12 protein-coding genes are annotated in these 14,542 nt (G+C 63.6%); 5 read left to right on the top strand and 7 right to left on the bottom strand.

Annotated features, from left to right (window positions below):
- Nucleotides 1-37 precede the first annotated feature (37 nt).
- Entirely contained in the window at nucleotides 38-850 is an 813-nt protein-coding gene (gene hutG, locus BX591_RS34580) for an N-formylglutamate deformylase (RefSeq protein WP_111935796.1), read from the top strand.
- 305 nt (nucleotides 851-1,155) lie between these two features.
- Here hutG and BX591_RS37210 read toward each other — a convergent pair whose 3' ends face one another.
- On the bottom strand, nucleotides 1,156-1,290 hold the full coding sequence (locus BX591_RS37210; RefSeq protein ID WP_276330796.1) for a hypothetical protein: 135 nt from the start codon (nucleotides 1,288-1,290) through the stop codon (nucleotides 1,156-1,158).
- A gap of 336 nt (nucleotides 1,291-1,626) precedes the next feature.
- Here BX591_RS37210 and BX591_RS34585 point away from each other — a divergent pair, with 336 nt between their 5' ends.
- Together BX591_RS34585 and BX591_RS34590 are read left to right on the top strand one after the other, a co-directional pair.
- Nucleotides 1,627-2,292 (top strand): hypothetical protein, encoded by a 666-nt coding sequence (locus BX591_RS34585; RefSeq protein WP_111935797.1) that lies wholly within the window; start codon nucleotides 1,627-1,629, stop codon nucleotides 2,290-2,292.
- Between the two features lie 182 nt (nucleotides 2,293-2,474).
- The gene (locus BX591_RS34590) at nucleotides 2,475-4,340 is read left to right on the top strand and encodes a DUF3857 domain-containing transglutaminase family protein (RefSeq protein ID WP_111935798.1); all 1,866 of its coding nucleotides are present in this window, start codon (nucleotides 2,475-2,477) and stop codon (nucleotides 4,338-4,340) included.
- A gap of 95 nt (nucleotides 4,341-4,435) precedes the next feature.
- Here BX591_RS34590 and BX591_RS34595 read toward each other — a convergent pair whose 3' ends face one another.
- From BX591_RS34595 to glgC, 5 genes are all read right to left on the bottom strand, one after another.
- Nucleotides 4,436-5,584 carry a branched-chain amino acid ABC transporter substrate-binding protein gene (locus BX591_RS34595; RefSeq protein WP_111935799.1) on the bottom strand — a complete coding sequence of 383 codons (1,149 nt, stop codon included), beginning with the start codon at nucleotides 5,582-5,584 and terminating at the stop codon, nucleotides 4,436-4,438.
- Nucleotides 5,585-5,937: 353 nt separating this feature from the next.
- Nucleotides 5,938-6,399, bottom strand: a complete 462-nt coding sequence (locus BX591_RS34600) for a hypothetical protein (protein WP_111935800.1) — start codon at nucleotides 6,397-6,399, stop codon at nucleotides 5,938-5,940.
- Nucleotides 6,400-6,522: 123 nt separating this feature from the next.
- The gene (gene pdxY, locus BX591_RS34605) at nucleotides 6,523-7,389 is read right to left on the bottom strand and encodes a pyridoxal kinase PdxY (protein WP_111935801.1); all 867 of its coding nucleotides are present in this window, start codon (nucleotides 7,387-7,389) and stop codon (nucleotides 6,523-6,525) included.
- A 285-nt stretch (nucleotides 7,390-7,674) separates the two neighbouring features.
- Nucleotides 7,675-9,135, bottom strand: coding sequence for a glycogen synthase GlgA (glgA, locus tag BX591_RS34610; RefSeq protein ID WP_111935802.1), 1,461 nt, complete (start codon nucleotides 9,133-9,135; stop codon nucleotides 7,675-7,677).
- A gap of 104 nt (nucleotides 9,136-9,239) precedes the next feature.
- On the bottom strand, nucleotides 9,240-10,505 hold the full coding sequence (gene glgC / locus BX591_RS34615) for a glucose-1-phosphate adenylyltransferase (protein WP_111935803.1): 1,266 nt from the start codon (nucleotides 10,503-10,505) through the stop codon (nucleotides 9,240-9,242).
- Between the two features lie 582 nt (nucleotides 10,506-11,087).
- Between glgC and BX591_RS34620 the strand changes: the two genes are divergently transcribed.
- Nucleotides 11,088-12,263, top strand: a complete 1,176-nt coding sequence (locus BX591_RS34620) for an alpha/beta fold hydrolase (RefSeq protein WP_111935804.1) — start codon at nucleotides 11,088-11,090, stop codon at nucleotides 12,261-12,263.
- A 103-nt stretch (nucleotides 12,264-12,366) separates the two neighbouring features.
- Here BX591_RS34620 and BX591_RS34625 read toward each other — a convergent pair whose 3' ends face one another.
- Nucleotides 12,367-13,284, bottom strand: coding sequence for an AraC family transcriptional regulator (locus BX591_RS34625; RefSeq protein WP_111935805.1), 918 nt, complete (start codon nucleotides 13,282-13,284; stop codon nucleotides 12,367-12,369).
- Between the two features lie 215 nt (nucleotides 13,285-13,499).
- On the opposite strand from BX591_RS34625, the gene BX591_RS34630 reads away from it, so the two are divergent.
- The gene (locus tag BX591_RS34630) at nucleotides 13,500-14,342 is read left to right on the top strand and encodes an SDR family oxidoreductase (protein ID WP_111935806.1); all 843 of its coding nucleotides are present in this window, start codon (nucleotides 13,500-13,502) and stop codon (nucleotides 14,340-14,342) included.
- Nucleotides 14,343-14,542 lie beyond the last annotated feature (200 nt).

Consider the following 14,542-nt stretch of genomic DNA (forward strand, 5'->3'; position numbering starts at 1 on the left):
TGTCGCGAATCATCCCTCTCATCGATTCCGGACTGACATGACTGCATTGAACACTCCGCCGGTTGTCTCGCTGCATCGAGGCAGCTTGCCGTTGCTGATCTCGATCCCGCACATGGGCACGCAAATCCCGGCCGATATCGCCGCGACGATGACGCCGGTCGCGCAACGTACCGACGATTGCGACTGGCACCTGGACCGCTTGTATGCGTTCGCGAAGCGCATGGGCGCGTCGATTCTCACGCCGTCATACGCGCGCTATGTGATCGACCTGAACCGCCCGCCTGACGGCGCGAATCTGTATCCGGGCCAGGACACCACGGGCTTGCTGCCGGTCGATACGTTCGACAAGGAGCCTTTGTATCTCGACGGCCATCTGCCCACCGACGCCGAAATCGCCTGTCGTCGCGAGACTTACTGGCAGCCGTATCACGACGCGCTGACGAACGAACTGGCCGCGCTGAAAGCGCAGCATGGCAAGGTGTTGCTGTGGGAAGCGCATTCGATCCGCTCGCACGTGCCGCGTTTCTTCGAAGGTCGCTTGCCGGATTTCAATTTCGGCTCCTCGAACGGCGCGAGCGCGGCGGCGGGATTGGCCGAGGCATTGGCTGCCGTGGTCGAGCGGCACGGCGGCTATTCGGCGATCGCCAATGGACGTTTCAAGGGCGGCTATATCACGCGTCATTACGGGCAGCCCTTGCAAGATGTGCACGCGGTGCAACTCGAGTTGTCGCAGATCACGTATATGCAGGAGCAGATGCCGTATGCGTATGACGAAACGCTCGCCGCGAAGATCGAGCCCTTGCTCGAAGCACTCGTGACGACCGCGCTGGACCACGTCAAGGCGGCGTGACGCTCGGCTTGACGCTCGATGTAACACACGCATCGCACCCGCGATTCAAACACTTCTTCCTTCTCCACGCGGTTCATGACGCGATGCCTTGCATCGCTGTCATGTCCGCGTCGGCGCATACCTCGAAGGTGTAACAGCATGTGTCCGTGATTGCATGCTGCCGTTTTCGCGCAGAACGTATAGGGCGTCGCCGATGGCGACGTCACGGCCGCGTTTGCGCTGTCATGCATTCCGCGGCATAAAAAAAGCCCCGCTCGTGACGGGGCTTCATCGATGCACGTGCGCCGCCGGGGCGCCGGACGCCGTTAGTGGCAGCGCTTTTCCCAATGATGATGGACGCGTACTTTGTGGCAGACCGGATGATGCTCGTAAGCCTGTGCGGGAGCGATCGCGCTCAAGGCTGCGACGGCGGCGGCAACGGAGAGGACAAATTTCTTCATTACAAAATCCTTAATTCAAGTGGTGGCGCTATCACTGCAGCACGACGCGTGCCGCAACGAGTCCTTAGCATGCCACACCCTGCGCGACGGGCGTATGAACGCGTGATGAATCCGTCGGTCAATGAATAACGGCTCCGGCCGCAAGCCGTTAGCTGTGGCGGCTCACAGCGTTCACAGCGCGATGACGCGACATGACGTGTAATTTCCACAACGCCGTGCGGCATGCGATGTAACACAGGGATTGCTCCGCGCGCCGCACAGCGACTACCCTTTCAAAACGATGACGCGTGCAAACGCGGCATCCCCACATCGGGCCATAAGATGGAAGACCCAGCGATGGAAGATTCCGACGAATTGCTGCTCCCGGTCTGGCGAGCGAACCTGGTGCTGTTGACCCGCGAGGTCGGTGCGGCGACCCGTCTCGCGCGCATGATGACCTTCTCCGCGAGCTATCTGAAACTGATGTTGTCCGGCCAGCGCGAATTCAGCGAGGAATTCGTGCGCGGGATCGAAGCGGTCACGGGTTTGCCGAACGGCTGGATGAACGCGCCGCATGTCGAGCAGGACATTCCGCCCGCTGCGCGCGAAGCGATCGACAACGAACAGCCGCTCGCACGCTTTCGCGGCACCGCGCATCCGGTGCGGAAAAAGACCGTGCTGCGGCCGCCGGAACCGATTTTCGGCCAGCCGGCGGCGGCCAAACGCGTCGAGGAAGAAACGCTCGACGCCGAAGCCCACCGGCGCCAATTGCATCTACGCAAGGTGCGCGATCTGGCGATCCAGGACGTGCGGCGTTTCGAGCGGCACTTAAGCCATGCGCCGGTCGAACTGACGGCCTTGCGCGCGAAAGTGGAGGACGTGATCGCCGCCGCCGATCTCGACGATCCGATCCAGGCCGATCTTGCCGGACGGCTGGAGCAGATCGAGAAGCATCGCCATTTGCTGTTGCGGCATGTGGAGCGCCTGCAGGCGTTGCTGGCGCAAATTGGCGAAGGCGAGTGACGGCCGGTCGGGTTTTTGGGCGGCTATCAGGTCGGCGCTCAGGTCGGCACATAGGTCGGCGCTTAGGCAGTCGCTCAGGCAGCCAATCACACAGCCTCTCAGGCAGTCACTCAGATAGCCTCCAAGGCAGCCGCTCACGTCGCCTCCGCGCGCGCCGCGCCGGGTTGATCCGCGTCGCCGCCATGTTGACGTTGAGCGGTGCGTGCATGGTCGGCGCATTCGCCGACGAGACCGCCGCCTCGTCCGCCGACGACCTTGCGCCCTCGACGATGGAGCGCGACGTCCATCTGTTCACGATCCAGAAAGACGGCTCGATCGAAGAGCACGACGACACGATCCTGCGTGCCAATACCACGAGCGGCGTCGACGACATCGCGCAACGCTATGTGTGGTTCAACAAGGACATCGAGCAGGTGCAATTGCTGGCCGCCGAAACGCTCGACCCGAACGGCGTTGCGCATCCGGTCGGCCCCGAGGCGATCCGCGACGTGCAGGAGCCGCGCTCGGCCGGCGCGCCGAGTTTCGAGGACGGCGTGTTGCGCACGGTGATTTTCCCTGGCGTGGAACCCGGCTCGCGTGTGCATCTGGCGTTTCGCAAGACCCGCACGAAGCCTCTGCAGGCCGGCACGTTCGCGTATCTGGTCGAGCCGACGCGCGACCCCGTCGAGCTGCAACGTCTGATCTTCGACCTGCCCGCCGACGTGCCGCTCTATGCCGACGCGCGCGGCTACACCGCGTTGCCGCCGGTCACGGCCAAGGGTCGCACCCGCTACGAATTCGACTACCGGCACGGGCCTTACGCGCCGCTCGAAGCGGGCGCGGTGGGTTACGCGAACTGGGGCGACCGGCTGATGGTGTCGACGGTGCCGGACTTCGCGAGCTTTGCGGCGCGCTACCGCGGGCCCGCGCTCGACGCCACCATGAACGACCCCGCGATCGTCCGGCTGGCGCAGGAGCTAACTGCGGGCACCGCCGATCCGCGCGACAAAGCCCGCATTCTGTACGACTGGATGCGTCTGAATATTCGCTACGTGGCGTTGTTTCTCGGCGAGACGGCGGCGATTCCGCACAAGGCGATCGACATCCTGCATAACCGTTACGGCGACTGCAAGGACCACGTCGCGCTGTACGGCGCGTTGCTGGCGGCGGTGGGGATTCGCAGCGAGGCGGTGCTGCTCAACCTCGGGCCGTACTACAGCTTGCCGGCCGTGCCGGGCTACGGCAGCAGCGCGATCAATCACGCGATCGTGTGGATTCCCGAGCTGGCGTTGTACGCGGATACCACGGCGGGCGGTGTGGCGTTCGGTTATCTGCCGCCGAGCGTGATGGACCGGCCGGTGCTGCTGGTCGACGCCGGCGTGCTGTCGCGCACGCCGGCCACGCAGGTGCGCGAGCGCCAGGCGCGTCTGCAGATCGAGGTCGACGAACAAGGCTCGGCGACTTACGCCTACCGCGTCGAGGACACGGGCTACACGGCGGAGCTCGAGCGCAACACGTTCCGGCGCGCGACGCGGCAGCGCACCCAACTGATCGCCGCGAACCGGCTGTTGATGACGGGGCTGCACGGCACGGCGCAATTACGTACGGACGACGTCAGCGCCACGCACGGACCGTTCGCCACCTCGATGGAGGGCCGCGTGGCGCACTTCGTCTGGTCGGACGGGACCACGGCGGTGCCGGCGTTGACGAGTCTGTCGGGCGGCATGAGCTCGCAGGTGCAGGCGTGGCTGGCGGAGCCGGCGAGAACGCAGCCATGGGCCTGCCTGGGCGGCGCGTTCGACGAGACGCTGGAAATGACCCTGCCGCGCTTTGTCCGCGTGACGGATGTGCCGGTGGATACGTCGGTGCAGGACCGGTTTTTGACGTTCACATCCCGCTATATTTTCGATCCGTCGACGCGCGTGTTGCAGGTCCGGCGGCAACTGCGAGCCGCCTTCGAGCATCAGATGTGTACCGCCGACGAATTCGCCGCGCTGAAAGACGACCTCGTGCGAATCGAGCGGGACCTCGACGCCGAGCTGGTGGTCAAGGTGGCGAACTCAAAATAAACGTCGAAATAACGGCGCTCGCGCCACGGGGTTGGCACCGCGTGAAGCCACGCGGCGCCAACCCGTTTTTCAGGTCCTTAAAGCAGGCCGAAACCTCAGCCGCCGCTCTTGGTCACGATGGGTACCCACGCGCCGTTCTTGACCTGATAGAGCGTCGACGACCCGCTCTTCAATGCGCCCGTGCTATCGAACGAGATCTTGCCGGTCACGCCGTCGAAATCGATCGCCTTCAGCACCGGGCGATACACATTCGGCGTGTTCGATTTGGCCTGCTGCATGGCTTTGATCGCAGCCCACGCGCCGTCGTAACCGAACGGTGCGTACGACAGGATATCCACCCCGAAGCGCTTCTTGAACTTCGCGGAGAAGTCCTTGCCGCCCGGCAACTGCGCCAGCGGCCGCCCGTATTCCCAAGCCTGGGCGCCTTCCGCCGCGTCGCCGGCGAGCTTGATGAAGTCCTCGTCCATCACGCCGCCGCCGCCCACCAGTTGAGCGTTCAGGCTCAACTGCTTCATCCGCTTCGCGAAGCCGGCCGCCTGCGTGTCCAGGCCGCCGAAGAACACCAGATCGGCATTGGTCGATTTGATCTTGGTGATCTGCGTACTGAAGTCGACCGCCTTGTTGTCGGTGTACTCGCGCGTCACGATGGTGCCGCCGTGCGCTTTCACCGCCTTCTCGAACTCGTCGGCCTCGCCCTGGCCGAACGCGGTCCGGTCGTCGACGATCGCGATGCGCTTGGCCTTGGTGACTTCGACGGCGTAGACGCCCGCGTTGCCGGCGTTCTGCGCGTCGGTGGAAATCACCATGAAGGTGTTCGCGAAGCCGCGCCCGGTGATGATCGGGTTGGTGGCGGCCGGGTCGATCACCGGAATGCCGGCCTGTTCATAAATTTGCGAGGCGGGAATCGTGGTACCCGAATTGAAGTGGCCCACCACCGCCGAGACGCCCGAATCCACCAGCTTCTGCGCGGCCTGCACGCCGATGCGCGGGTCGGCCTGGTCGTCCTCGGAGACGAGCTGGAATTGCGTGACCTGGTCGCCGATCTTGATCTTCTGCGCGTTGGCTTCCTCGATGGCGAGCCGCACGCCGTTTTCGAGGTCCTTGCCGTAGCCGGCGTTGGCGCCCGTCATCGGCGCGGCGAAGCCGATCTTCACCGTCTGGTCGGCGGAACCGGCCAGCGGCGCGAGTGCGAACAGGGCGCCGGCGATCAATGCGAGTGGTTTCAGCGTAGTGCGAAGACTCATGGTCTCTCTCTCCTTTCCATCGACAGTTTCAGGGTGTGTGAAAGCGGCAAGGCGGTAACGCTGGATCGGCGCGCAAGCAGGGTAAGGCATGGCGCACATCGCAAGACTACGAATGATCGGTCGCCATAAACAATGCTGGAATACGCGCAGTCGCTGCCACACGCCGGTTAATCTGGCGCGAATATAGAAAGCCAAATTGACGTCGTCTTGGCAGTTCGAGGCACTTTGAATGAGCATTTCGGCATAGGGCCCGCAGCGCATACGCTGGCGGCCTGTCGGCGCGGGCTCATGGATGCGGATTGCGGCACATGCTTAAGAAGCCGGCGCGAGCGCGCCGGCTGTGGAGCGGATGTTTAGTGCTCGCCTTGCTCGCGCAGCAACTCTTCGCGCAGACGCAGCAGCGGCGCCTTGGTGTCGTCGTCGGCCCATGTGTCGAGGTCGTCGATCGCGCGCTGGCAGCCGTCGAGCACGAGGTCGATATCCACCGGCACGCCGTTGTTCAGCGCGAACTCGATGGTCTCGGCGAACTGCTGGCATTCGTCCTCGCCGTAGGAGATGTCGAGGTTGTCCGCGATGACTTCGGCGATGTTGCTGCGGGCGCGATCGTCGGGCGTCACCATGTCGATGATGCCGCGTGCCACGGCCGGCGAGTAGTACAGCGCAATGTCGAGCCACTGCGCGGGATCGAAGTCGGCCTGATCGAACTGGTTCTCGAAGAACTCGATCGCTTCCTGTTCGTGGGTTTCGTCGGCGTCGACGCTGACGCACAACTGCTCAAAATATTCTTCCCGCTCGCTGCGGATATAGCCGTCCATCGATGCCTCGTCTGCTGAATGCCTGATGCCTGAAAAGTGGCGATGGGCGAGGGCATGCCGTGATGCCTCGTCCACGCGGCAAGCATTATAGGCGTGAGAGGACGTGAGACGCCGCGCGGCGACTTAAGCGCTGTCCGCCACCCACGCATCGAACCACTCGCGCGGCTGCGCGATTTCGTTCTGCGCGGCCACCAGTTCCAGCTCGTAACGCCCGGCTTGCCAGGTCGCCTTGACCACCGCATTCACGGCGGCCAGCGTGTGTTCGAACGCCGCGCGAATCGAATCGCCCAGCAGCGTGCGCGCGACGAACACCGCGCTCGTCAGATCGCCGACGCCGACCGGTTGACGCGCGAACGGGTAGAGCGGACGCTGGCCCATCCATGCCTCGCGTTCGGTGACGACCAGCATGTTGAAGCGGTCGGCCGGGCTGTTGCGGTCGAGCAGATGTTTGACCAGCACCAGCTTCGGCCCACGCGCGATCAGCTCGCGGCAGGCGGTCACCGCTTCTTCGAGCGTCTCGATCTCGCGGCCCGCGAGACGTTGCAGCTCGGTATGATTCGGCGCCATCGCGTCGGCCATGGCCGGCATGGTGCGCACCAGAAACTCCTGGATGCCCGGCTCGACCTTGCAGCCGCTCGCCGCGCCCATCACCGGATCGCAGAAGTACCAGGCGCGCGGATTGGCGGCCTTCACGGCCTTGACGATTTCCAGTACCGACTGGGCCTGCTCGGGAGTGCCGAGATAGCCGGACAGCACCGCGTCGCAACGCGGCAGCATGCCGATCGCGCCGATGCCTTCGACCAGCTCTTCCATTTGCGCGGCCTCGATCGCACCGCCGGTCCAATGGCCGTATTGCGTGTGGTTGGAGAACTGCACGGTATTGAGCGGCCAGACGTTGACGCCGAGGCGGCGGATCGGGAATTCGGCCGCGCTGTTGCCGGCGTGCCCAAACACGACATGGGACTGGATGCTCAGAACGTTTTTCGTCATGGTGTGGCCCGCGCAAGCGCTCGTGCGCGATCAGTGGAAACGGGAAGGTGCAACGCCTCGGCGTGATCCGGCAGGAGCCGGACGCCTCGTGCGGCGGGACTGCTTCAGATCATGCAAGAAAACTGCATGCCTTGCATGGTCAGGCAACAATACATGAGTTTGCCGCGCGCGAGTCGATCCGGCCCTGTGGTTGTTGCGCCGAACCATCAGACGGATGGCGGCTTGCCGAAAGATGCGCAAGGGCGGTTGAAGGCGCGCCGGCCAGGCGCGCGTGCCGACATCCGCTCAGGTGAGCTCGCGATACAACGCCAGATAGCGCTCGGCCGAGGCCCCCCAGCCGAAGTCCTGGCGCATGGCGCGCCGCTGCGTGGCCTTCCATTCGGTGCGGCGGTCGTATAGCGCGAACGCGCGGCGGATCGCGCTGCCGATGCCTTTCGGCTCGAACCGTTCGAACACGAAACCGGTGGCGAGGTCGTCGGCGAGATTTTCGAGCGATGCGTCGACCACCGTGTCTGCGAGTCCGCCCACGCAGTGCACCAGCGGCAGCGAGCCGTAGGCCAGCGCGTAGAGCTGGGTCAGGCCGCAGGGTTCGAAACGCGACGGCACCGCGATCACGTCGCTGCCCGCGACGATCGTATGCGCGAGCGTTTCGTCGAACCCGAGTTCCACCGCGACCGCTTCCGGATGCGCGTGCGCGGCCCGCTTCAGGCCGTTTTCGAGCGCCGGATCGCCCGTGCCGAACACCACCAGCTGGCCGCCGCGTTTGACGATTTCCGGCACCGCTTCGAGCAGCAGGTCGAGGCCTTTCTGTTCGGTGAGGCGGCTCACCACGCCGAACAGCAGCGCGTCGCTTTTCTGCGCGAGGCCGAAGCGCTTTTGCAGCGCTTCCTTGCAGCTCAGCTTGCCGGCGAGGCGCGTGGCGTTGTAGTGCGAGTCGAGCAAGGTGTCGCTGGCGGGGTTCCATACGGCATAGTCGACGCCGTTCAGAATCCCGCTCAGATCGTGCGAGCGATGACGCAGCAGTCCGTCCAGACCGCCGCCCTGCGCCAGCGTCTGGATTTCGCGTGCGTACGTCGGACTGACGGTCGTGATGCGGTCGGTGTAGTAAAGCCCGGCTTTGAGGAACGACAACTGCCCATAAAACTCGATGCCGTGCATCGTGAAAAAATCGTCCGGCAAGCCGAGCTGCGCGAACTGCTGCGCCGGAAACACGCCCTGATACGCGAGGTTGTGCACGGTAAACACGCAACGCGCGAGCGGCCGGCCCGACTGGCGCTCGGCCGCTTTCAGATAGGCGGGCGCGAGTCCGGCATGCCAGTCGTGCGCGTGGACGATCTGCGGCGTCCATGCCGGGTCGAGGCGCTGCGCCAGTTGGGCGGCGACCCAGCCGAGCAGCGCGAAGCGCAGCGCGTTGTCGCCGTACGGTACGTGCTCGTCGTTCAGATAGGGGTTGCCGGGCCGGTCGTACAGCGTGCTGGCGCGGATCACGTAGACGATCAGACCGTTCGAGGGCAGGGTGCCGCGTTCCAGCGTGACGTCCGGGGCGTCGAAGCGGCGGCCCAGGCGCGCCACCGGTTGCAGGTCGGCGAGCCCGGCGACCACTGCGGGAAAGCCCGGCAGCAGTACCCGCACATCGGCGCCGCGCTCGATCAGCGCGGGCGGCAAAGCGCCCGCGACGTCGGCGAGACCGCCTGTTTTGAGGAGGGGATACAGCTCGCTTGCGACGTGCAGGGCGCGTATCGTCATAGGCCTTTGTCTCGTTGCGGTGAGGGAATGCGGTGCGTCCGGCCTGTCGGCTTGGGGGCACATCACGGGCAATTCGGGGGCCGCCGGCGGCGACCCCGGCGGCCTTACTTCACCTTCTGCCGCAGCGCCTCGGGCGTGACCAGCACGACGCCGTCGTCGGTACGGTAGAAGCGTTCGGCGTCGCTCGCGGGATCTTCGCCGATCACCGTGCCGTCCGGAATCGCGCAACCGCGGTCGATCACCACCTTCTGCAGCCGGCAGCTCGCGCCGACGGTCACCTGTGGCAACAAGACTGCCTCACTGATGTTACAGAATGAACTCACTTTGACATTCGACGACAACACCGAGCGCGAGATCTGCGACCCCGAAATCACGCAGCCGCCGCACACCAGCAGATTGTTGCCCGTGCCTTGCAGCCCCTTCATGTCGCGCACGAACTTGGCGGGCGGCAACTGTTCCTGATACGTCCAGATCGGCCAGCTACGGTCGTACAGGTCGAGCGTCGGGATCGTGGAGGCGAGGTCGAGGTTGGCGGCCCAGTAGGCGTCGATCGTGCCGACGTCGCGCCAGTACGGCTCGACCTTAGGGTCCGACGACACGCACGACATGCTGAACGGATGCGCGATCGCCGTGCCTTGCGTGACGACGCGCGGCAGGATGTCCTTGCCGAAGTCGTGATCCGTTTCGATGCTGGAAATGTTCTCTTCGAGCAGCGAGTACAGATAGTCCGCGTTGAACACGTAGATGCCCATGCTGGCGAGCGCGACGTCCGGCCGGCCGGGCATGGCGGGCGGATCGGCGGGCTTTTCGACAAAGCCGGTCACGCGGCGGTTTTCGTCCACGGCCATCACGCCGAAGGCCACCGCGTCCATGCGCGGCACCTCGATACAGCCGACCGTGCAATCCGCGCCGCTTTCCGCGTGGTCGGCGATCATGCGCGTGTAGTCCATCTTGTAGATGTGGTCGCCCGCCAGCACCACCACGTACTTCGGCCGGATCGAGCGGATGATGTCGAGGTTCTGGAATACGGCGTCCGCCGTGCCGCGATACCAGTGAGCGCCTTCCACGCGTTGTTGCGCCGGCCACAGGTCGATGAACTCGCCGAATTCGCCGCGCAGGAAGCTCCAGCCGCGCTGCAGATGGCGCAGCAGCGAGTGCGCCTTGTATTGCGTCACCACCGCGATGCGGCGGATGCCGGAGTTCAGACAGTTGGACAACGCGAAGTCGATGATCCGGTACTTACCGCCGAAGTGCACCGCCGGCTTGACGCGTTTATTGGTGAGCGGCCCAAGCCGCGTGCCCCGTCCGCCCGCGAGGACGATGGCGAGGGTGGTACGTTGCAGATCGTTCAGCCGTGCCGGAGTGTCCATGTCTGTCTCCTTTGTCGACCGGATCTGGCGTGCGGGCTCCGGGTCGGCGCGTTGACGCTTCCCCAGGTCTCGTTGTGCTCGCTCCGGTCGTATGCAAGATGGTTGCTGGTTGGTATGTCCCGGATGTTTGGTCGCTTGTTCTCCGCGCTGATGATTGGTGCTGCCGGGCGGCGGCGTCTTCGCGGACCCGTCAGCTAGTTCTAGCACCGATTGGCCGCGAGCGCGTAGTCTGAATTGTGCGGAGGCTCGCCACCCGGCCCTGTTGCGCACGATCAACCCTTGCACGAAGCCGCTCCGTGCGGCACGACACATAGAGCGTGAGGTGGTGGGGCGCAATATGTGTGCCATCTCGGTGTGCGCCGTCTTTTGCTTCGTTTGCGGTCTGGCTTGAGGCTTCGCTCATACCCCACGCCGGTTGTCTTGCGGTCGGTTTGCCCGCTGGCTGCGGTAGCCTGCGCGTCAGGGTGCAGAGTCCGGTAGCGCGTCGTAGAATCGTGCGCTCGCGGCCGCGGTTCGGTGGGTGGCTTGCCTGAGGCGTCGACCGCGATGCTTCCCGTTACTTTCAGTTTGCAAAATATCCCGATGAGTTTTCCCCGCCGTTCCCTGCTCGCCATGTTGAGCGTTTGTGCGTTGACGGCGGCGTCCGCCGTGTTGGCTGCTTCGACGGGTTCGAGCGCTTCGACCGCCGCGACGGCCAGCGCCGCCGACGCTCCGGGCGCTGCCGCGGCGCCAACGCAAGCCGTTCAGGGTGTTCAAGCCAGCCCGGTGGCGGGCGCGGCGGCCGCCGCCTCCATTGCCGCCGACAACGCCGGTCCCGCCTACGGTCCCGAACTTCAGGGCTTCAACTATCCCGCGCCGGTCGAGCGATTCGACTTCATGTCGCAAGGCGTGGCGTTGCAGATGGCGTACATGGATATCAAGCCGGCCAATCCGAACGGCCGTACGGCGGTGTTGCTGCACGGCAAGAACTTCTGCGCGGCGACGTGGGACGCGACGATCCGGCGCCTGAGCGACGCCGGTTATCGCGTGATCGCGCCGGACCAGATCGGCTTCTGCAAATCGAGCAAGCCCGAGCGTTACCAATACAGCTTCCAGCAACTCGCGCGCAATACGCATGCGCTGCTGGCCTCGCTTGGCGTCGGCGACGCGACCGTGATCGGTCATTCGACCGGCGGCATGCTGGCGATCCGCTATGCGCTGATGTATCCGCGCGAGACGCAGCAACTGGTGCTGGTGAACCCGATCGGTCTGGAGGACTGGAAGGCGAAGGGCGTGCCGTCGCTGTCGGTGGATCAATGGTATGAACGGGAGCTGAAAACGACCGCGGACGGCATTCGCCGCTACGAGCAGTCCACCTATTACGCGGGTCACTGGCGCGCCGATTACGAGCCGTGGGTGCAGATGCTGGCGGGTATGTATCGGGGGCCGGGCAAGCAGATCGTCGCGTGGAATTCGGCTTTGTTGTACGACATGATTTACACGCAGCCGGTGGTGTACGAGTTGGGGCAGTTGAGTATGCCGACGCTGCTGCTGATCGGGCAGAAAGATACGACTGCCATTGGTAAGGATGCCGCGCCGCCTGAGGTGCGCGCGAAGCTTGGTCACTATCCGGAGTTGGGCAGGGCGGCGGCGAAGGCGATTCCGCATGCGACGCTGGTTGAATTCGCGGAGTTGGGGCACGCGCCGCAGATGCAGGATCCGCAGGCGTTTCATCAGGCGCTGCTGGATGGGATGGCGGCGGTGCCGGGGAATCGGTAGGTGGGGGGGGCTTGCGGATAGGCGGTTGTCGGCCACCTTCGGCAGTTCGAGAGCACGTGCGAGATCGTCAACAATTGCATCCTGCAATTTACAAACAAGCACATTACTGTAGGCGCAACCGCTTCACATCCTGCTGTGGAGGCGCGCCGAACAGCCGACTGTACTCGCGACTGAACTGCGAGGCGCTTTCGTAGCCGACTTGCATCGCGGCGATTCCCGCATCGACACCCAAGCTGAGCATCAGCTGCCGCGCTTCCTGCAACCGCAGCTGCTTTTGGTATTGCAACGGACTTGTTCCGGTGATGCTTCTGAAGTGCTGACGGAACGTCGAGGGACTCATGTGTGCGTGAGCGGCCAACTCATTTACCCGCATATCCTTCGAAAAATTCTGCTTCAGCCACGCAACCGCCCTTGCGATTTGTTGGCTCGGTGATCCATTGGCTGCAAGGTGCCGCAGTTGAGGTCCATGCGGGCCAGCGAGGAGTCGGACGACTATCTCCTGTTGATACAGCGGCGCTAGTTGTGAAGCCAAAACCGGTTGATCCAGCAGTTCGATCAGGCGAACAAGTACGTCAACCATCGCGGCATCGAGCGTTTCGATCGTGATGGGCGTGAAAGCGGGTGTTCGAGGTGGATCCGGCAATTGCATTTCCGCGGCTGTCTTCGCAATCTGGCTGTTGTCCAGCGTGAGCATCAGGCCGAGCATTGGCTCTTCAGCACTACCGCCGGTGACGTGTGAGATCACTGGCAGGTCGATGCTCACCAGCATCGACTGGCCGGGGCCGTAGTTCACTACCTCCGTTCCTATCAACGCTTGTTTATGACCTTGTGCAACTACGCCCAACCCTAGACTGAAGATGCAATGCAATGGCTCCGTTGGCCTCTTTCTGCGGTGAAGGGAAAGGGCTGATATCACCGTGGCGTAGTCGCCGTCAGACTGGGCAAAGCGCGCAATCGCTTGCGCGAGGCCGTCCATGCGGACCTTTGGCACACTGAACGGATCGGAAGCCCGATTATTCATGCGAAATCTCCCCCGCCAATAAGTTGAAGTCACTTTACTTCAACACGGTGGCATCCTCGAAGTTTTGCGCGTATTTCGTCAGTTTAGGCAAGAAGCACGGCGTTTTCGGCAACCTTCCCGAGCTCATACGCGCGACACTGGACCAGTCGAATTGAATTCCCTGTCCCGATGCCTGAGTTTCGGTTCGGCATCAAACACACAAAAGGATCAGTGCAATGAATACCAGGAAAGTTTGGCTTGTCACCGGCGCCGGGCGCGGCATGGGCGTAGAGATTGTCAAGGCTGCGATGGTAGCCGGTCACTACGTTGTGGCGACTGGCCGCGATGTTCAAAAGGTAAGGAACGCTATCGGCGATCATGACAATCTGTTGATTGCGCCCCTTGACGTGACCAGTCCGGCCGACGCCAATGCCGCCGTCGAATCTGCCGTTCAAAAGTTCGGGCGCATCGACGTCCTGGTCAACAATGCCGGCAACTTCTACGGTGGTTTCTTCGAGGAGCTTAGCCCAGGCCAGGTTCTTAGCCAGATGGAAACACTGCTGTTCGGTCCGATGAATGTTACGAGAGCCGTGTTGCCGGTGATGCGCAAGCAGCGCTCTGGCCTCGTGGTCACGCTCTCATCGGTGGCTGGGATTACGGGCCTCGGCTTCTGCAGCGCGTATGCTGCTGCGAAGTTTGGCATTGAAGGATGGATGGAGTCGCTGGCACAGGAAATCGCTCCCTTTGGCATTCGCACTATGCTGGTAGAGCCGGGGTTTTTCCGAACAGATCTCCTGAGCGCAGACTCAACAACCTATGCAGAGCTTTCGATCGAAGACTACGCCTCGCGCACCGCTGAGACCGTGGCCGCGTGGAAGGGTATGAACGGCAAGCAAGGGGGCGATCCTGCCAAGCTTGCCGTAACGCTCGTGGAGCTGACCGCACAGGATGAGCCTCCAGCGCGGTTCGCCGCAGGCGCGGACGCTGTCGAGGCCCTTGAGGGCAAGGCGAATACGTTGCTCGCTCAGGCGAATGCTCACCGCGAGTTGTCCTCATCCCTCTCATATTCTTCGGAATAAATCGAGCGTTGCTGCTTTCGGCGATTCTTCGCGTCCTTGCAATCAATAAGCAAGGTCCGCTGCGGAGTAAGTTGAATGGCCGCAACGGGTGTGCGCCGTGAAAAAGTGGCGCTTTCCAGCGGGTGCAAGCCCCGCCCGGCAAATGCTCCAGCCGGAAGCAACCGGAGCAGCTATGGAGGCAACGAAGTGGCTGAAGCCTT

The organism is Paraburkholderia bryophila, assembly GCF_003269035.1.
GTDB lineage: Bacteria > Pseudomonadota > Gammaproteobacteria > Burkholderiales > Burkholderiaceae > Paraburkholderia > Paraburkholderia bryophila.